Raw genomic sequence first — 19,094 nt, 5'->3', positions numbered from 1 at the left:
CAGACTAAACTTAGAGAACATGCATTTTGGGGCTTCCCTTTCGAGTCGCCATGATTCAAAACCGATTCGGTCACCTGGTTTCGGGGTGTCTGTCGGGGAGAATGCTCAGAAATGCCGGATTACGCCCTGGAAGCTGCCCATGGGGGGCTGGTCGTCGGGATCGACGAAGTCGGGCGTGGTCCTCTGGCAGGGCCGGTAGTGGCTTCTGCCGTAGCATTCACGGCTCCCCCCTCAGAAACCCTGTCTTCCCTCCTCGATGATTCCAAGAAACTGACGGCCCGTCGCCGGATGCTGGCCTATGACGCCCTGATGGCCGATGAGCAGGCGCTGATCGGTATCGGCGCCGCATCCGTCGCGGAAATCGAGCGGATCAACATCGCCCAGGCCTGTTATCTGGCCATGCGGCGCGCGCTGTCCCGTCTGGGACGTACTCCCGATCTGGCGCTTGTGGACGGCAAACATGCCCCGAAGCTGCCATGTCCCATAAAAATGGTGATCGGCGGGGACGGGATCAGCCTGTCTATTGCCGCAGCCTCCATCATCGCAAAAGTGACGCGGGACCGCCTGATGGCGCGTCTGGCCGTGCGTCATGATGCTTATGGATGGGAGCGCAACGCCGGTTACGGCACGGCCGCGCATATGCAGGGACTGAAGCTCCGGGGGGTGACCCCCCATCACAGGCGCGGGTTCGCGCCGATACGAAACATGATTGAAGCAGAGGCACACGCAGCATGAGCGGTGAATTTCCCGTCGACCAGATCCTGCGTGGAGAATGCATCGAAACGATGAAGACGCTGCCCGATGGGAGCGTGGACTGCATTTTCGCCGACCCACCGTACAACCTTCAGCTGCGCGGTGAACTGCGTCGTCCTGACGAAACCGTCGTGGACGGTGTGGACGACGACTGGGACAAGTTCGCGGATTACGCGACCTACGACAATTTTACGCGCGAATGGCTGAGCGAAGCGCGACGCATCCTGCACAAGGACGGCACGATCTGGGTCATCGGATCGTATCACAACGTTTTCCGGCTGGGTGCGATCATGCAGGATCTGGGCTTCTGGATCCTGAACGACATCGTCTGGCGCAAGTCCAACCCGATGCCGAATTTCCGCGGACGTCGCTTTACCAACGCGCATGAGACGCTGATCTGGGCGGCGCGCGGTCCGCAGAGCAAGTATCGCTTCAACTATCAGGCCATGAAGGCCCTGAACGACGATCTTCAGATGCGTTCGGACTGGTACCTGCCGCTCTGCACGGGCAATGAGCGCCTGAAAAACGAACATGGCCTGAAACTGCATCCGACGCAGAAGCCGGAAAGCCTGCTGCATCGCGTGCTGGTCGCCTCGACCAATGCCAATGACGTGGTGCTCGATCCGTTCTGCGGAAGCGGCACGACCCCGGCGATGGCGAAGCGTCTGGGACGCCATTACATCGCCATTGAACGCCACCCGGACTACGTCAAAGCCGCCCGGGAACGCGTGGCGCGTGAAGAGCGCCTGACTTCCGAGCAGCTTGCAACGACCCCCGCTAAGCGCGAAATGCCGCGCATTCCGTTCGGCAGTTTCGTGGAAACCGGTGTCCTTCCGGCCGGGACGCTGCTGTATGACCGGCAAAAGCGGCTGAAAGCAACCGTCACGCCCGATGGCACGCTCGTGTCGGGCAATCAGCGCGGCTCGATCCACAAGCTGGGTGCGATGCTGACCAATGCACCGTCCTGCAATGGCTGGACGTTCTGGTATTTCGAGCGGGACGGCCAGTACGTCCAGATCGATGTGCTGCGTCAGGAAAGCCAGGCGCTCCGCAACGTTGGCTGACGCCCCGGGCAGTGCTCATAAAAAAAGCCGGAGATCAGTCTCCGGCTTTTTTCGTGTCTGGTGCAGAAATATCAATGGCCTGCAAAACCAAGGAAGCCGACTGACGGGTCCGGTTTTCCGCCGCTCGTATCGAAATGCGGGGACGCTGCGACGAGAGAGCGTTTCGGGGTGACGGATTTGCCGCCGATCGTGAGATGGCCGCTGCCGTTCTTCATCTCGACGCCCTCGTCAGAGACGCTGTTCTCGATCTTGCCATCCGGGTTGTAGGTCCGCATCGACAGGAGCAGGAACATGATATCCTTGCGGTTCAGGTCGATGGCCATGTCCAGCGGCGTCTGGTCCAGAACGTTGTGACCGCCCATGTCGGCGCCGCGGTTGAGGGCTTCTTTCGCAGCATTGAGCGAGCCGCGGTTGATGGCATCGAACAGGGCGGTAGTCGGGTTCACGTCCGAACGGGCATGACCGGCATCGTCGTCGGATGCTTCTGCTCCGGGCAGGGCGGAAGGCGGCGCGGCGCGCTGGGCGGCCTTGCGGGCCTCGGCCTTCTTCTGGGCGGCTTCGGCTTCCTGTTCAGCCTCGGCGTCGTCGGCATCCTGAGCCTGGGCGTGATGCCAGGGTACGAGAATCGTCGGCGTCATTGCCAGAGCGGCAACGAGCAGCAGGCGGGGCAGGGTGGGGAGCAGTCGCATGATGCCAATATACTGTGATCGATCGTCCTGTGCGAGTCTGCAGATGCCTCTCAGGCGTGCCGGAATGTGACATTTTTTCAATGACCTTCCCGCCACCAGCCGATTGCGAGGAAAATCAGCGCCGCAAGCAGGGCCGCCCAGGCGGGAACGAGGTCTTTCGTGCGTGTCTCACCCGCGACGGCGGCGGTCGTGACGGGCAGACCCATCCAGTCCGAACCGCTCATGGCGTTACCGGCCGAGACCTGTCGCAGATGGGGCGTCTGATCCGCAATCCATGAGACAGTTCCGCCAGAAGCCTTGGCTGCGCCGTCCATGACGGTCGCGGTGGCGCGCAGGTCCTGCCGCTCGATCGGGTCATGAGAAACCGGGCTGGCGAAGGCAACAAGGCCGTCCTGCCGGACACTCCAGATTCCCGGCAGGGTCGCAGGCACGCTGGCGTGCCAGACGCCCTTGGTCTGGGTCAGTGCGACGGGCAGGCGTTTTCCATCCGGTGCGGTCACGAAGGCTTCCGGCGACACCGTCTGCCCGGCCGCATGACGTTCCACGGTGAGCTGTCCGTTTTCGATCCTGGCGGTGAGGCGGTTTTCCTCAAGATCCGGTTCCTTCATCAGCCAGTGGGACAGGCGGCGCAGAAGTTCGGCCTGCGGTCCGCCGCCACCTTCCCCACGCGACCAGAGCCAGAGCTGGTCCGACAGCAGCATGGCCACGCGTCCCTGATCCACTCGGTCCAGCAGAAGAAGCGGCGCGCCATCGGGACCGTGCATCAGGTCTTCGCCGTGTGACTGGTCCGGATGAAGGGCGCGATACCAGGGGCCCCAGTCTTCCGTCAGGCCCGCAGTTACAGGATGGGTCTTGCCGAGATCGGTCAGGGAAGGGCGGAAGGCGCGGGTAACGATTCCGTCCGTGCTGACATGCGCGGGGAGAACCTGCGCGAGGCTGGTGTCCTGAAGCGTACCGTCCTGTGTGAATTCGGGTCCGGCCGTTACCAGCAGGCCGCCGCCATTGCGCACGTAATCGGCGATGTTGGTCAGGTACTCGTCAGGCAGAATGTTGCTGTTGCGAAAGCCGTCCAGAATGATGAGGTCGAAGCTGCGGATCTTTTCCTGAAACAGTTCGCGGATGGGAAACGGGATCAGCGCCAGATCGGACAGCGGCGTGCCGTCATCGGTGTTGGGAGAGCGCAGGATGGTGAAGTGCACGAGATCGACAGAGGGATCGGCCTTCAGCAGCCGGCGCCAGACGCGCTCGCCCTGATTGGGCACACCTGAGACCAGCAGAACGCGCAACCGGTCCCGGACGCCACGGATGCGCACGACTTCACTGTTGTTCTCGGTGGACGCTTCCCCCGCTAGAGGGGAGACGGATAGGCCGACCAGCGTTTCGCCGGGATGCTGGACGGGCAGCGTGATGTCCTGTGGCGTGCCGGTCTGGATGGGGCGTGTCTGTGGTAGGGCATCGCCGGAGCGGATCGTGAGAATGGCGTCCGAAGCGCTCGGGGCGCCCAGATCGTCCACCTGAACGCGGATCGTGGCGTTCTGCCCGACAATCGCATAGGGCGGCGTGCTCAGGATGCGCAGGCGCCGGTCCTGTTCCTCGTCATGCGCTGTTAGCAGAAGATGCAGAGGAAGCGTCTGGCCGTTTGCTCCATGAAAGCGGGGCGGCAGATGAGGCGGAACGTCATGATCCATTCCATCGGTCACGACGATGGCGCCCGCGAAACGTCCCTGCGGCAGATCGGCGTGGTCCAGCGCCTCGAACAGGCGCGTTCCGTGACCGGTCCCGCCCGGCACATCCACGCGATGCAGCGTCAGGCCCGGAAGATGGGCCGCGTCCTGCATGATCTGTTCGGCAGCGTGATCTGCGATGGCAGTCCGGTGCCCGACCTGCATGGAGGCCGAGCGGTCCACGACCAGAAGCGCATCCTGCGGCACGGGCCGCAGCACCGGATGCAGCGAACGGGGTCCGGACAGCCAGCCCAGCAGGGCCAGAACAGCCAGTGCCCGCCAGAGCATGCCACGCGCACCACGCAGCGCACCGTAAATCGCGCCCGCAACGGTCAGGATTGCCAGTGTCGCCAGAAGCCAGACCGGCAGCATGGGAGAAAGATCGAACATCATGGTGCGTCCTCCTCGTCAACGCTGTCCGGGCTGGTTGCGGCGGCTCCATTGTCGGGTGTGCCGAGGCGGCGGAGCATTTCAGGATACTGGGCCTGATCGTTCTTGTAGTTTCCGGTCAGGGCGTACAGCACCATATTCATGCCGAAACGATAGGCCTGAGTCCGCTGGTCCTCGCCACCGGGAATGACGGCAAAGGGATGGTTGCCCGAACCATCCACGGCCCAAGCATGCGCCCAGTCGCCATTGCCGATGATGACCGGGCTGACGTCATCATTCGCTTCATCGCCGTTACGCGCGACATAGACCGGCTGCCCGGCAACGCGGCCGGGAAAGCCGCTGTGCAGTAAATAGAAAGTGTGAGCCAGAACGTGCTTTTCCGTCAGCTTGGCGAGTGGCGGCACAACGAGGCCATCGGTGACGCGCTGAAGTGCAGCCCGGGCGGCAGAACTGGTTCCGGAATCCGTATCGGTGCCCGCGCCCTGTTCGTCGATCAGCAGGATGCCACCATGATCCATGAACGCATTGAGAGCCTTTGTGCGCTCGGGATCGGCCTGCGCATCGGGTGTGACCGGCCAGTACAGGAGCGGATAGAACGCCAGATCGTCCTTGCCCGGAACGACGCCATCCGGATGGCCGAGCGTTGCGGAACTGCGTGCAGTCGTAAAGTCCGACAGGCCCTGAAGCCCTTCGCGGGAGACAGTGTCGATATCGTCATGGCCGGTGATGACATAGGCCAGCCGTGTATCAAGCGCGGCCTGTGGCACTGTTGTCGGCAGGGGCGGCATCTGCGTCGAGGTCTGGGCATGGGCCACGGGCAGGATCAGCAGACAGGCCACGCCCAGAGCCCCCAGCAGCCCGCGACGCCGCAGGGACAGGATCAGGTCCAGCAGCAGCAGCAGCAGACCGGCCGTCATCAGCGCAGGACCAAGCGGACGGTCCGCATGGGCGCCATCCGGTGAAATGCTGGACCCCAGCAGGACTTCTTCCTTCATTGCGGGCGCAGAATCGGAAAGGTTCAGAGCATGCGTTCCATGGGCCGGACCATAAAGTCCGGCGGGATGCGTAACGGAGACAGGTATATGCGCCAGATCCGAGACACGGATGGAGCGTGCGGCCTGTGGCGGCATGATGAGCCCGCCGTCACTTCCGACAATACGCCAGGGCGCAAGCTCCGAAGGCCCACCGCCCGCAACACCGGCCGAACGTTCGATCAGGCGCTCCAGCATGTCGGGGAACAGCCCCGACAGTGGCACATTGGACCAGTCCGGCGAGGCCGTGACATGGAACAGCACGATCTCGCCATTGCCTTCCGCCCGCGCGGTCACGAGGGGCGTGCCGTCGCTCAGGGCCGCCCAGACATGATCCGTGAGGCCCGTTTCAGGCTTGGCCAGAACCTGCCGGGAGACGGTGACATCGGGCGGGATCGTCAGATCGGAAAACGGAGAGGTTTCAGGGAAGGGTGCCAGTGTCTGCGGCTTGCCCCAGGACATGGGACCGCCGAGCTGCCGCATGCCACTCATGAGATGGACGGGCAGGAGAGCGTCTGATGTAGCGTCGGACGCGGCACCCTGATCGGCGGCGAGGCCGGGACCGGCAAAGCGGACGAGCATGCCGCCATGACGGACCCAGTTCAGAACACGGCTGCGCGTCTGATCGCCGGAAAGCGCACCATCGGTCGCAATCAGGACAGACAGGGGCGCACCCAGCAGGGCCGTCGCATCCCCGCTATGCAGATCTGAAATGGGCTGCAAGGCGCGGTTCAGGAAGAACGCCGAGCCGACAAGAGGTGTGGCATCGCCGGGCGTCTGAAGAATGCCGACAGGGCGGCGGTGATCAGCCTGTCCCATCAGATGCACCGCAGCCGGGCCAGTCGCACCTTCTAGCGTCAGATGATCAAGCTGGTTCCGCAGGAGAGGCGGGAGCGAAATGGTCTGATCCTGCCCGGTTCTGACAGGATACGCCGCGAGCGTTCCACCATTGGCGTTGGCAGCATGGAGTGTCACAGTGCGCGTCGGGCAGGAGAGCGTGTCCACTCTGGCATGAAGGGCGCCGTCCTGACCGGTGGGCGCGGCAAGGCGCAGGATGTCGCAGCTATTCCAGCGCATGTCCTGCACGGAACGGGCCTTTGCGAGCACGTCATGCAGGACAGTGTCTCCGTTGGTCGCCAGCCCGTCCGAAAGGACCATCACGCGCTGGCCCGACAGGTCCCGGTGCTGGAGTAGGGCCGCCAGAGCCTGACGGTCCGTTGGCCAGGGCTGAGGCCGCAGACGGGAGAGATGTTCGGACAGAGCATGTGCGTCATGTGTCGTGAACGCTTCGGGCATCGCGCCATCAGGCGCGCGGGCAGCATGCAGCAGCGTCACGTCCTGACCATTGCGGATCGCAGTTTCGCCGAGGGCCAGAGCCGCCGAAATACGTTCATTCCAGTGCGGAATGGCGGCCCAGCCGTCATCGAGCACAAGGGTGAGCGGGCCGTTTCCGGTTTCGGCCTGATGCGGGGTCAGGACAGGACGGGCCAGTCCGAAAATGACGAGGGCCACGGCGGCCATGCGCAGAAGCAGGAGCCAGAGCGGCGAACGGGCCGCATCTTCGCGCCGCGCCGTCAGCCGGTTCAGGATGAGCAGGGACGGAAAGCGCTGATCCTGCGGGGCAGGCGGCGTGGCGCGGACCAGCCACCACAAGGCGGGCAGCGTGAGAAGACCAAGCAGCAGGAGCGGGGCAAGAAGAATCATCGACCGCCTCCCAATGCCATGTGAAGCGCCAGCAGGGCCGGAAGCGGGTTCTGCGACGTGTCATGCATGATGCAGTCGGCATGGAGCGAGGCCGCACTCTGCTTCAGCGCTGCCAGATGGGTATTCATGGCCTGTTCATAAGCCGGGCCAAGGCTTTCCATGGCCGGAAGCGTCAGAACGCCGCCTTCCAGCCCTTCAAACCGGATTCGTCCGGAGCGTTTCAACTCCCGTTCCGCAGGATCGAGAACGCAGAGAAGATGCGTTCGCACGGGGCGGCTGGCGCAGGTCTTGAGAAATGCGTCGATCCGGTCTTCGTCCCACAGGAAATCGCTGATCACGACCAGATCGGACCGGGCGGGAACGAGTGCCATGCGCGGGAACTCTGGCTCGTCCGCATCCGGATGCAGAAGGGAGGCGGCCAGCCGCGGCAGGACCTGCCGACCAGCCAGAGCGCGTCCCGCCTCAATCCCGGTCAGCAGCCCGGCACGCTCACCACCCCGAAGGGATGCCGAAGCCAGCGCCAGCGTACAGAGCTGGGCCCGCTCCGCCTTGGTGGGCAAGGCATCGGACGAGCGCCACTGCATGGAGGGCGACGGGTCACACCACAGCATCAGCGACTGGGCGTTTTCCCGCTCACGTTCACGGACCCAGAACGTGTCCTCGACCGGAGAGCGGGCAGACTGCCGCCAGTCGATGGACGTTGCGGGCTCGCCGGCGTGATAAGGACGAAATTGCCAGAAATCCTCACCCGCGCCCGAACGCCTGCGGCCATGAACACCGCTTTGCAGGCTCGCGGCAATCTTTTCAGCTTCAAGAACAAGTGCGGGCAGGGCGAGGCTTTCTGCCTGCACGGCTGGAGCGCTGGAAGCGGCGCCCCGGTTGCGGCGGAAGAGACTGCGAAGGGTATCGGACGGACTTTTCACGGCGATCAGAGGAGGGCCTGTGCCTGCTTGCGGATCAGGGCTTCGCGATCCGTCCCCGATGCGCGCGCGCCAAAACCCAGCCCGATACGATGGGACAGAACCGGGCTTGCAAGGGCCACGACGTCATCAAGGCTCGGGGCCAGCCGACCGTCGAGCAGCGCGCGGGCACGGGTCGCGATCATCAGGGCCTGTGCCGCACGCGGGCCGGGACCGTAGGACACGGCTTCCCGTACGTCCTGCGGAGAGGACGGATCCTCCGGACGCAGCGAGCGCGTCAGTGTCAGGATCGCATCCACGATCTGGTCACCAACCGGCAGACGGCGGACGAGATTCTGGGCCGCAAGAAGGCTTTCGGCATTCATCAGGGCAGAAGCCGTCGGTGTTGTGGCGCCCGTGGTCTGAAGCAGCATCTGACGTTCCGCGTCCCGACCTGGAAATCCAAGGCTGATCTGAAGCATGAAACGGTCGAGCTGGGCTTCAGGAAGCGGATAGGTGCCTTCCTGCTCGATCGGGTTCTGGGTCGCGAGAACGTGGAAAGGACGCGGAAGGGCATAATCCTTGCCGCCCTGCGTGACACGGCGCTCCGCCATGGCCTGAAGCAGTGCGGACTGGGTACGCGGGCTGGCACGGTTGATTTCATCAGCCAGAACAAGCTGACCGAAAATCGGGCCGGGCAGGAAGCGGAAGGCACGCTGCCCGTCCGTATCCTGATCGAGAATCTCGGCACCTGTAATGTCCGACGGCATCAGGTCGGGCGTGAACTGAATGCGCGTGGCGTCCAGACCCAGCACGCGCGACGCCGTATTGACCAGAAGCGTCTTGCCCAGACCGGGCGCGCCCATCAGAAGCGCGTGACCACCGGACAGGATCGTAACCAGAACCTGTTCAATGACGCTGTCCTGGCCCAGAACAATTCCGCCGATGGCCTGGCGGACATGACGGAGAACCGGGGCCAGACGGTCGGCTTCAGCCACGTCCGCCTCGCCCTGCAGGGTGCCGGCGGAAACGCCGGAAGAATATTGCTGCTCGCTCATGACACCAGTCTGACAGGTGTGGGGGTTTCATCAAGGCTCGATTGCACCCAAGTTGGTGTGAGAAGAGAGTTTTTATGCAGTTGGAGGGAAAATTGAGCGATCATCAGTTCCGGCAGGCGGCCCGACCTGACGCCGCCCTGTCTCCAGATCCCCTGATGCCTCCGTCTTCCTTTCCCGGAACGCCTGGTACAGGCCCCCGGCTGCTGCCTTTTCTCATTCAGCGCGACGGCACCTGGCTTTACCGGGGCTCGGCGATCAAACGCAAAGCCATGCTGTGCATGTTCTCTTCGATGCTCACCCGCGATCCTGAGGGAACCTACTGGCTGAAAACGCCGATGGAACAGGGGATCATCCAGGTCGAGGATGTGCCATTCGTGGCGGTCGAGCTGGACTTCCGTGGCACCTGTGGCCGGCAGCAGAATCTCTGTTTTCGCACCAACATGGATGAGTTGATCTGTATTGGCCCCGAACATCCGCTCTCCTGTGACTGGGACCGCCCGTCGGACGAGTGCGCCAGCGTACCCTATGTCCATGTCCGTGACGGCGAGGGGGCTTTCCCCATCCTCGCACGGGTGACACGTGCGGTGCATTACGAACTCGCGGCCCTTGCGGTTCCCGGACATGTGAAGGGTGAGCCCTGTCTCGGTGTCTGGAGCCAGGACTGTTTCTTCCCGCTTTCGCGCCTTGCATGACGCAGAACTCCGGCCTGCTGGAGCGGCTGCCAGATCGTACGGGACTGGATCGCATATGGGCGGTCTTGCCTGAGGCTCGCCTTGTCGGAGGATCGGTGCGCGATCTGCTCGCCGGTGTTGCCGTCCATGATCTGGATCTGGCGACTCCGGAACCGCCAGATGATGTGCAACGCCGGCTGGAAGAGGCCGGCATCCGCGTGATTCCCACCGGGCTTGCCCATGGGACCGTCACGGCATTGCTGGACAATGTACCCTACGAAATCACGACCCTGCGTCGCGACGAGGAAACGGACGGGCGCCACGCGATCGTGGCCTGGACGCAGGACTGGGCGGAAGACGCGGCCCGGCGGGATTTTACGATCAACGCCATGTCGCTGGACCGTCACGACCGGCTCCATGATTATTTTGGCGGCCGTGAGGATCTTCAGAACCATCGCGTGCGGTTCGTTGGAGACGCCTCGCGCCGGATCGCGGAAGACGCGCTGAGAGCCCTTCGTTTCTTCCGGTTCGATGCGCGATACGGGCATGGCGTTCCTGACCGGGAGGCATGTCAGGCCGTCTCGGAGCAGCTTGGACTGATTGGCACGCTCTCGGCTGAACGGGTGGCCTCGGAACTGCTGAGAATTCTGTCCGGTCCGCGCCTGAACGAAACGATCGGGGCAATGGCATCGGTCGGCCTGCTTCAGGTGCTTCTACCAGAGCCGGATCAGCATTTCCTGAACCGTCTGTTGGCCTGTGAGGCCCCCGTGTCTTCCCTGCTCAGGCTGTTTGCGCTGTGTCACCGGCATAGCCCGGAGCTGACTGGCCGCCTGAAACTGTCCAACGCGGATGGCACAAAGATCGAGGCCTGGGCGTCAGCTCAACCGGCCTTGCATCCGGAACTGTCCGATGACGACCTGCGTCGTCTGCGGGTGCTACAGGATCTGGACCGGCTTGTAGAGCGGAGCTGGTTGCTTCAGGCCCGTCTTGTGGGCGCGCCTGACAGTGCGTGGGACCGGTTCCGTTCACGGTTGCAGGCCATGCCGCAGCCCGAATTCCCGCTATCGGGCAAGGATGCCATCACGCAGGGGCTTCGCCCAGGGCCGGGGATGGGGCAATGGCTGAAAACGGGCCGGGACTGGTGGATGGCGCAGGGATGCCTGCCGGACCGGAGCGCGTGCCTGGCCTATCTTGCCACGCAGAAATGAAACGGCGGTTTCGCCCTTTTCGCAAGGCCTGCTAAACCCCCGATATGACGAAAACGACAGCTCTTGATACGGACAGCCGCGTCCTGATGAAACGCATCTGGCGTGAGGAAATGCGCCAGCATGTGGGACGGATCATCTCCGTCATTGTTCTGACGGTCCTGATGGCAGGGCTGACCGCGCTTTATCCCGCGGTCATCAAGCGAGCTGTGGATATGTTCGCGGCGCATGATTCCCGGATCCTCTATCAGGTGCCGGCTCTGGTCGTGATCGTGACTGGACTGAAAGCCGCGTCCCAGTACGGGCAGACGATCGCCGTGCAGGGACTGGTTCTGGCCGTAATCCGCGGATTGCAGTCGCGCATGTTCGCCCATGCACTTCAGGCGGATGTCTCGACCATCGAAAAAGACGCCCCCGCCAAATGGGCCGCCCGTTTCACCACGGATGCCATTTCGATCCGCGAGGCCATGATCCGTGTGGTCAACGCGCTCGGTGATGCGGTGACGGTGGTGGGGCTCGTCATTTCCATGATCGTCACGGACTGGGAACTGAGCCTGATCGCGCTTGTGCTCTACCCGGTCGCGGCCGTGCCTATCCAGAAGCTGGGCAAGAAAGTGCGCCGGGCCTCGGGCGGCATGCAGGAACAGATCGGCGAGACTTCGGCCCTGCTCAACGAAAGTTTTGCCCTGGCCCGGCAGGTCCGCATCTACCGGATGGAAGAGCGGGAAAGTACGCGCGTCGATCACTCGCTGGATCTGCTGCACTCGGCCTTCCTGCGGATTGCCAAAGGACGCGCGCGTGTCGATCCGGTTCTGGAGGTTCTGGGTGGTGCCGCCGTCGCTGCCGTGCTGGGCTTTGCGGGCTGGCGCGCGGCCCAGGGCGGTGCGACACTGGGGGACTTTACCGCCTTTATTGCCGCTCTCCTGACTGCCGCCCGGCCAATCCGGGCGCTGGGCTCGCTTAATACGGCTCTTCAGGAAGGACTGGCCGGTCTGTCGCGGGTTTTTGCCGTGATCGATGAACCCCCGGCTGTTGTGGAACGTCCGAACGCGAAACCCCTCCCGTCCGGAAAAGGACATCTGGCGTTCCAGCAGGCCAGCTACCGTTACGAGGATGGGAGGGTTGGTCTGCAGAACCTGACCTTCGAGGTTCAGCCTGGGAAAACCGTCGCGCTCGTAGGGCCGAGCGGCGCCGGAAAATCCACGGCGCTTTCCCTGATCCCGCGTCTGCATGATGTCAGCGCGGGCAGCATCCGTCTTGAAGGGATGGATCTGCGGGATCTGACCCTGTCTTCCCTTCGGGACGCCATCGCGTATGTCAGCCAGGATACGACCCTGTTCGACATGTCCGTGCTTGAAAATATCTGGATCGGGCGGCCTTCCGCATCACGCAGCGAGGTCGAAAAGGCCTGCGCCATGGCGGCGGTCGATTTCCTCGATAACCTGCCGGCGGGTTTGGAAACACGCGTCGGGCCGGGTGGACGCCGATTGTCCGGTGGTCAGCGTCAGCGCGTGGCTCTGGCCCGCGCCCTGCTTCGTAACCCGCGCATCCTGCTGCTGGATGAAGCGACGAGTGCGCTTGATTCCGAAAGCGAGGCGCGGGTGCAGAATGCACTGGCAAACCTGCGTTCAGGCCGTACGACAGTGATCGTCGCGCACCGGCTTTCCACCGTGCAGGCTGCCGATCTGATCGTTGTGATGGATCAGGGCGCCGTTGCCGAAGCCGGCACCCATGCCGAACTTCTCCGCAAGGATGGCCTTTATGCGCGGCTGGTGCGGACCCAGTCTCTGGCAGCAGCCTGAAAAAGCGCTGCCAGTTCAGGAATCAGATCGGCATAGAGGGCTTTCTTGAAGCCCAGATTGCGTTTCAGAACCGCCTGCGGCTCAACCCACTCCCAGGCGTCGAATTCAGGCGGGTCCTGAAGATCCAGACGGATATCGGAATCCTGTCCCTCGTAACCCATCACGAACCATTTCTGGGTCTGCCCCCGAAAACGTCCTCCCAGGGCCTTTCCGATCAGGTCAGACGGCAGATCATAGGAAAGCCAGCCACTCCGTTCGGCCAGAATTCTCGCGTTCTGGGTTCCAATTTCTTCTCCCATTTCCCGCAGGGCCGCGACCTGTGGTGTCTCACCTTCATCAATACCGCCCTGTGGACACTGCCAGACGTCTCCCGGAAGGTCTGTGCGCCGGGCGATGAACAGCTTGCCGTCACGGTTGAAGAGCGCAATTCCCACATTCGGGCGGTAGGGAAGGGTCATGGGATCGGTCATAGGGGCGCTACCGGATTGGAAGGTGAAAGATTGGCGGCCTGATCGTTGCTGATGCCGCTATCCGCAAAAGCTGATGGCGGTACAACGACGAAGTTCTGCGCGGCCGGACCTTTAAGCCAGTTTGCGAGACGGTCGATCATGACAGGCGTGATCGGCCCGACCATCAGCAGGATCTTTGCCGGCTTTCCGTCCTGAGGCAGCAGGGCGGCCAGGCGGCTGTCCAGAGTGGCGGCGTCCGTATCTCCGTCGATCCAGGCTGTTGCCGTCATCCCGCGGGTGCGCCGGCCATCCTGCGCGGATCCCGCCAGATAGAGCAGGCCCCGGCTGCTGATGGCACTGGCAATTGGGGAAAAATCGGGCGAAGTCGCATAGCCGCCGCCCGGCTGGTCGTCCCCGTTTTCAGACGCATCCGTCAGTCCTTCCGCGCCTGCGGCACGGGAGAGGCACCATTCCAGTTCGCGCTGATCGTCAGCAGCGGAGTTTCCATATCCCAGCGCATGTGGACCTTCATCGACCTGTTCGGGATGGGCGCTCTGCATGGGAAGGGTGACATAGACTTCCCTGTGGCTGGCATGAGCCCGCGCAATGATGTCGCTGATATTGCTGACATAAGGTGAAATCCCAACCGCCACAGGCGCGGGAATACGTGAAAGAACGTCGTAGGTCAGGGCATCGGAATAGCCAAATCCCTGTAGCACGATTGCGATGGCGGTTTTATCGGTCGGGAGGGGCGCCGATGCTTGTGGAGCAGGGGAAGCGGCAGAGGACACAACCGGGGGCAAAGCCTGTTGTGTCACAGCGGTCGAAGATCCCGCTGGTGAAGGCGGGATAGCCTTAGCGGGAATGGTGGTGGTCGCCGTCGGTAAGGCCATGTCAGCCGGCTTTGCCGGAACCGGCACGGCGAGTGCCTGCGCTCCAGCGGCTACCACGGTTGTCTCTTTTGGTGCCTGAGTGGAAACAATCGAAGAATTGGCCGGGGAAGTGGGCTGCGCAGGCAGAGGCGGTTTGGACTGCGGAGTGACCTTGGCGAGAACAGCGGGTTTCTGCTGGTGCAACAGAAACGCCGCCGTCCCGGCTCCACCGGCCAGAAGAACGGCCCAGAACGCGATCAGAAGGCGTCCAATAACGGGAAGTCGTTGCCAGAGCCCTGGTCGGCTGGAGGCGGGACGGTTCTGCACGATCCGGGATGTCCTTGTCAGTGGTGGGCTTCAGGCGGTTTGGGGGTGGTCGGAGTAGCAGCCTTGACCTCTGTTGCTGGCGCGGTGGCCGGTGCAGGATTTGAGAGGCCCGCCATGGCGTTGATCACCTTGATCGCCTGCTGAAGCTGGAAATCGGTTGCAGGCTTCGTGGCATCGAACGCGGGCCAGCTGGCATCCGGCATCTTCGGAATGGACTTCGCGATCGGCGGAATATCGGTGCGCGGCGTTTCGTTTGTGCGGTTGCCGCCGATATTCGTCAGGATATGGGACAGGTCGGCCTCACGATAACCATAGGCATCGTCATCCTTGGTCTCGGAGACGGGGATGTCAGGCGTGATGCCCAGGCCCTGAATGGAGCGGCCGGAGGGCGTGTAATAACGCGCTGTCGTCAGACGGACTGCACCCTGATCGCCGATGGGAATGAGAGTCTGGACCGAGCCTTTGCCGAAGGTCTTTTCGCCAAGAATAATGGCGCGGTGATGATCCTTCAGGGCGCCAGCCACGATTTCACTGGCCGAAGCCGAGCCACCATTCGTCAGGACGACGATCGGCAGGCCATTGGTGATGTCCGTACCCTTGGCATCCCAGCGCTGGTTGTTCTCGGCATGACGCCCACGGATCGAGACGATTTCACCGTCCTTGATGAAGTCGTCCGAAACGGCAATGGCCTGATCGAGCTTGCCGCCCGGATTGGAGCGCAGGTCAAGGATGATGCCGGTCAGCTTGCCGCCCGGTGCCTTGGTGGCCTGTGCCTTGAGCTTGTCGAATGCGGCATGCATGGCGCTTTCGAGATCGTCATCGAACTCGGTCAGGCGGATATAGCCCGTGCTGCCATACAGCGCAGACTTCACGATCTGGACGTGCACGATCTCACGCGTCATGTCGAAAGTGAGGGTCTTGCCGGTCTTGGGGCGCACGATCGTCAGGCTGATTTTCGTCCCCGGATCACCACGCATCTTGCGGACGGCCTGATCGAGTGTCAGGTCATCGATGCTCTTGTGGTCCACCATCGTGATGAAATCGCCGGGCTGGATACCCGCGCGCGCGGCCGGGGTTCCGTCGATCGGGGAGACCACGCGGACATGTCCGGACTCACCCTGAACCTGAAGGCCCAGACCGCCGAACTTGCCCGAGATCTCGGTCTGCATGTCGTGGAACTGGGCCGCGGTCATGTAAGAGGAATGGGGATCGAGATTGCCCACCATCCCATCAAGCGCGTTATTGATCAGGTCCTTGTCGGAGACGGGGTGGACATATTCTGCCTTCACCACGTCCATGACCGTTCCCAGCAGCGTCAGCAGACGGACGGTTTCCGCGCTGTTGTCATGGGAGATTTCACGGGCGAGGGCTGCACCCGGAAAGTCGCCGGAGCCAGCAAGACGCAGGGCTCCCGGTCCGACGGCCAGTCCGGCCAGAAAGGCGGTGCCCAGCAACAGGCCACTGCGAAACTTCATGTGATCTCCATCCTTGGGAACGAAGGAACGTACTGACCGTCGTCGCCTCGGAGGCAGACTAGGCCGGTTCGGGTTGCCAAATTATTAAGAAACGATCCTACAAGGTCAGACGCGCTCGGCAAACCGGATCAGAGGAAAGGAGCGGGACTGACAACCTGCGTACCATGCCGGAGCTGGACAAAAAGCATTCCGTCGGAAGCAGGCATCTGGCCCAGTGTGGCAGCTTTCCTGATGCTTTGGCCACCCGAAACATTCAGCTGTCCCAGTCCGGAAAGCACGAAGCGGTAATTCCGTCCGCAGTCGAGGATCAGCATCTGTCCGAAGGAGCGGAAGGGGCCTGCAAATTCGACTCGGCCCGTGCAGGGGGCCTGTACGGGCGCCGAAGAGAGGGCGGCGTAGGTAATGCCGGTTGCGGGACCGGCTTCGGTCGTCTGGCCCCAGCGGACGGCGATATGGCCTGAGACGGGGGCGTGACCACTGCCGCTGGAAACGCCCTGTCCGGCCGAAGAGAGCGCCTGGGCCTGCGACCGTGCATGGCGGGCGCGTTCGAGCTGGTGCTGACGGGTCAGGGCGGCGGCTTCCTTTTCCAGCTCGGCGCGGGCCTGGGCTTCCTGCCGGACAAGCGCGTCGATTTCAGCGGACAGATCCGCTGCGGCCTGCATGGCGTCGGCCACGGCCTTGCGAGCCTTCTGGGCGCCCTGATCCGCGACGGCTTCCTGCCGTGCCGCAATTCGGGTCCGGGCTGCGGCCGCATTGCGCTCGCGGGTCTGCTGCGCGAGGAGATCTGCTAGTTCTTTTTGCCGGTTGTCCAGATCAATGCCGATTGCATGCAGTTCGTCTTCGCGCGACTGAAGCGCCTGGGCACGTTGCTGCGTCAGGCGCGAGAAGCCACCGAGGACGGAGAGCGCGGTGACGCTTTCCGACGCTGTTTCCGGAGAGGCCAGCAGTGCGGCATCCGGTGCGATGGACAGGCGTGCTGCGACGGGAAGCAGCGGTTGCAGTGCGGCATTCTGCTGGCGGATATCCGCTTCGACAGCCGTCCGCTTGTCCATCAGTTCCGCAATACTGGCCTTGAGTGCAAGAATGTGGCTCTGGGTCGTATCTACGGCGGACTGGGCCGTGTGGGTCTGGGCCGTGAAGGCGAGAGTGCGTGCACTGTCCTGTTTCGCCTTTGCTTCGGCCTGTGCCGAGGCAATCTGTTTTGCTTTCAGGGCTGCTGCTTCATCCGCCTGCCGTTTTTCCAGCGCCCGTCGCGCGGCCTGGGCGCGGGCAAGGGCTTTCTGGCCCTCGCTGGGCGCGGCGGCCGCCGGTTTTCCCGTATGCTGGAGGTGATGATGAGACGCATGCCGTGCTGTCGCCCAGGCAGGCGACAGGAGCAGGGCGAGCGGCAGGAGATATCGCGGATCAGGCGCTTTCAAGCAGGGAGACACCCGTCATCGCGTCAGGCTGTTTCACGCCCATCAGTGCCAGCATGGTCGGTGCCAGATCGGCCAGACGGCCGTCATGGATGGTCTCCCCCTCGGCATGCGCCAGGATGACGGGCACCACGTTGAGCGTGTGGGACGTGTGTGCGCCGCCTGTCACGGGGTCCCGCATGGTTTCGCAGTTGCCATGATCGGCGGTGACGAGCAGAACGCCGCCCGCTTTGACAATGGCGTCATTGATGCGGCCCAGCCCCTGATCGACCGTCTCGCAGGCCTTGATGGCGGCGGACAGGGAGCCGGTATGGCCGACCATGTCCGGATTGGCGAAGTTCAGGACGATCATGTCGAATTTGCCGCTTTCGATGGCGGCAACGGCCTTGTCCGTCAGTTCAGGGGCGGACATCTCGGGCTGCAGATCGTAGGTCGCGACCTTGGGTGAGGGGACCAGAATGCGCTCTTCACCTTCGAACTGGACTTCGCGGCCCCCGTTCAGGAAGTAGGTGACGTGCGGATATTTCTCCGTTTCGGCCATGCGGAGCTGGGTCCGCCCTGCCTTGGCCACCACGTCTCCCAGCAGATTCTCAAGCGGCACTTTGGGGAACAGGATGCTCATGTAAGGTGCCAGATGATCGGAATAGCGCGACATGCCGCAGACGGCTGCGAATTTCACCTTCCGGCCGCTGTCATACTCCGCGAAATCCGGCAGGACGAGGACGTCCAGAAGCTGACGGATCCGGTCTGCACGGAAATTGCAGGCCAGAATGCCGTCCCCGTCCTTCATGCCGGCATAATCGCCCAGAACGGTGGGAAGAACGAATTCGTCTCCCTTGTCGCTGGCGTAGCTGGCCTGAAGGGCCGAGAGAGCGTCCTTCGCGTGGGGGCCTTTTGCGTCCCGGATGGCCTCGACGGCGAGGGCGACGCGCTCCCAGCGGCGATCCCGGTCCATGGCGTAATAACGGCCGCTCAGCGTTGCGATCTGCACGCTGTCAGGCAGGTCCTTCAGGAATTTCCCGATGAAGTCCTCACCCGAGCGCGGCGCCGTATCGCGGCCATCGCTGAAGATGTGAACGGCCACGGGCACACCCGCCGCGCTGACGATTTTCGCAAGTGCGACCACATGATCCTGATGGGCATGTACACCGCCGGGCGAGATCAGGCCCATGAGGTGGCAGGTTCCGCCAGATGCCTTCAGAGCAGCGATGAACTCCAGAAGTGCGGGGTTCTGTGCCAGGGAGCCGTCCCGGGCGCTGCGGGAGATGCGGGGGAGTTCCTGCATCACGACACGGCCGGCGCCGATATTTAGATGTCCGACTTCGGAATTGCCCATCTGCCCGTCCGGCAGGCCAACATCCTCGCCCGAGGTTTTCAGGAAGGCGTGAGGGCTTGTGGCCCAGAGGGTGTCGAAAGTCGGAGTGTTTGCGAGACGGACCGCATTGTCGGACTCATCCTCGCGCCAGCCGAAGCCGTCGAGAATGACGAGCATGACGGGGCGGGGTGTCGAGGATGCGGACATGGGATGTCTCCTGCAGGAAAGGAGGAATGGGACTGTTGCCCATC

General features: G+C 63.1%; 15 protein-coding genes. 5 read left to right on the top strand and 10 right to left on the bottom strand.

Annotation, left to right across the window (positions count from 1 at the left end):
• Positions 1-111 precede the first annotated feature (111 nt).
• Positions 112-735 carry a ribonuclease HII gene (locus tag HKD27_RS07800; protein WP_194689103.1) on the top strand — a complete coding sequence of 208 codons (624 nt, stop codon included), beginning with the start codon at positions 112-114 and terminating at the stop codon, positions 733-735.
• Positions 732-1,817 carry a DNA methyltransferase gene (locus HKD27_RS07795; RefSeq protein WP_011251930.1) on the top strand — a complete coding sequence of 362 codons (1,086 nt, stop codon included), beginning with the start codon at positions 732-734 and terminating at the stop codon, positions 1,815-1,817. Before HKD27_RS07800 ends, HKD27_RS07795 begins: the two co-directional genes overlap by 4 nt.
• A 71-nt stretch (positions 1,818-1,888) precedes the next feature.
• Here the strand turns inward: HKD27_RS07795 and HKD27_RS07790 are convergent, their stop codons facing one another.
• The 5 genes from HKD27_RS07790 to HKD27_RS07770 form a co-directional block, all read right to left on the bottom strand.
• Positions 1,889-2,506 carry an ankyrin repeat domain-containing protein gene (locus HKD27_RS07790; RefSeq protein WP_041110822.1) on the bottom strand — a complete coding sequence of 206 codons (618 nt, stop codon included), beginning with the start codon at positions 2,504-2,506 and terminating at the stop codon, positions 1,889-1,891.
• Positions 2,507-2,583: 77 nt separating this feature from the next.
• On the bottom strand, positions 2,584-4,623 hold the full coding sequence (locus HKD27_RS07785) for a VWA domain-containing protein (protein ID WP_194689102.1): 2,040 nt from the start codon (positions 4,621-4,623) through the stop codon (positions 2,584-2,586).
• Positions 4,620-7,355 carry a DUF4159 domain-containing protein gene (locus tag HKD27_RS07780; protein WP_194689101.1) on the bottom strand — a complete coding sequence of 912 codons (2,736 nt, stop codon included), beginning with the start codon at positions 7,353-7,355 and terminating at the stop codon, positions 4,620-4,622. The genes HKD27_RS07785 and HKD27_RS07780 overlap by 4 nt, the downstream gene beginning before the upstream one ends.
• Positions 7,352-8,278 (bottom strand): DUF58 domain-containing protein, encoded by a 927-nt coding sequence (locus HKD27_RS07775; RefSeq protein ID WP_194689100.1) that lies wholly within the window; start codon positions 8,276-8,278, stop codon positions 7,352-7,354. The genes HKD27_RS07780 and HKD27_RS07775 overlap by 4 nt, the downstream gene beginning before the upstream one ends.
• 5 nt (positions 8,279-8,283) lie before the next feature.
• Positions 8,284-9,312 (bottom strand): MoxR family ATPase, encoded by a 1,029-nt coding sequence (locus HKD27_RS07770; RefSeq protein ID WP_194689099.1) that lies wholly within the window; start codon positions 9,310-9,312, stop codon positions 8,284-8,286.
• A gap of 155 nt (positions 9,313-9,467) precedes the next feature.
• On the opposite strand from HKD27_RS07770, the gene HKD27_RS07765 reads away from it, so the two are divergent.
• From HKD27_RS07765 to HKD27_RS07755, 3 genes are read left to right on the top strand one after another with little or no spacing between them, the layout of a single operon-like run.
• Positions 9,468-10,004 carry a DUF1285 domain-containing protein gene (locus tag HKD27_RS07765; RefSeq protein ID WP_194689195.1) on the top strand — a complete coding sequence of 179 codons (537 nt, stop codon included), beginning with the start codon at positions 9,468-9,470 and terminating at the stop codon, positions 10,002-10,004.
• Positions 10,001-11,191, top strand: a complete 1,191-nt coding sequence (locus tag HKD27_RS07760) for a CCA tRNA nucleotidyltransferase (RefSeq protein WP_194689098.1) — start codon at positions 10,001-10,003, stop codon at positions 11,189-11,191. The genes HKD27_RS07765 and HKD27_RS07760 overlap by 4 nt, the downstream gene beginning before the upstream one ends.
• 44 nt (positions 11,192-11,235) lie before the next feature.
• A complete protein-coding gene (locus HKD27_RS07755; RefSeq protein WP_194689097.1) occupies positions 11,236-12,990 on the top strand; it encodes an ABC transporter ATP-binding protein in 1,755 nt (584 codons plus the stop codon).
• Here the strand turns inward: HKD27_RS07755 and HKD27_RS07750 are convergent.
• The 5 genes from HKD27_RS07750 to gpmI form a co-directional block, all read right to left on the bottom strand.
• Positions 12,948-13,460 (bottom strand): RNA pyrophosphohydrolase, encoded by a 513-nt coding sequence (locus HKD27_RS07750; protein ID WP_194689096.1) that lies wholly within the window; start codon positions 13,458-13,460, stop codon positions 12,948-12,950. The genes HKD27_RS07755 and HKD27_RS07750 overlap by 43 nt on opposite strands.
• On the bottom strand, positions 13,457-14,638 hold the full coding sequence (locus HKD27_RS07745) for a divergent polysaccharide deacetylase family protein (protein WP_194689095.1): 1,182 nt from the start codon (positions 14,636-14,638) through the stop codon (positions 13,457-13,459). The genes HKD27_RS07750 and HKD27_RS07745 overlap by 4 nt, the downstream gene beginning before the upstream one ends.
• Before the next feature lie 17 nt (positions 14,639-14,655).
• Positions 14,656-16,113 (bottom strand): S41 family peptidase, encoded by a 1,458-nt coding sequence (locus tag HKD27_RS07740; RefSeq protein WP_194689094.1) that lies wholly within the window; start codon positions 16,111-16,113, stop codon positions 14,656-14,658.
• Between the two features lie 128 nt (positions 16,114-16,241).
• Entirely contained in the window at positions 16,242-17,531 is a 1,290-nt protein-coding gene (locus tag HKD27_RS07735) for a murein hydrolase activator EnvC (RefSeq protein WP_194689093.1), read from the bottom strand.
• Positions 17,518-19,050, bottom strand: coding sequence for a 2,3-bisphosphoglycerate-independent phosphoglycerate mutase (gene gpmI / locus HKD27_RS07730; protein WP_194689092.1), 1,533 nt, complete (start codon positions 19,048-19,050; stop codon positions 17,518-17,520). Before gpmI ends, HKD27_RS07735 begins: the two co-directional genes overlap by 14 nt.
• Positions 19,051-19,094: the final 44 nt, after the last annotated feature.

The organism is Gluconobacter sp. R75690 (assembly GCF_015244525.1).
GTDB lineage: Bacteria > Pseudomonadota > Alphaproteobacteria > Acetobacterales > Acetobacteraceae > Gluconobacter > Gluconobacter potus.
This window is presented reverse-complemented; position numbering and strand designations above follow the sequence as displayed.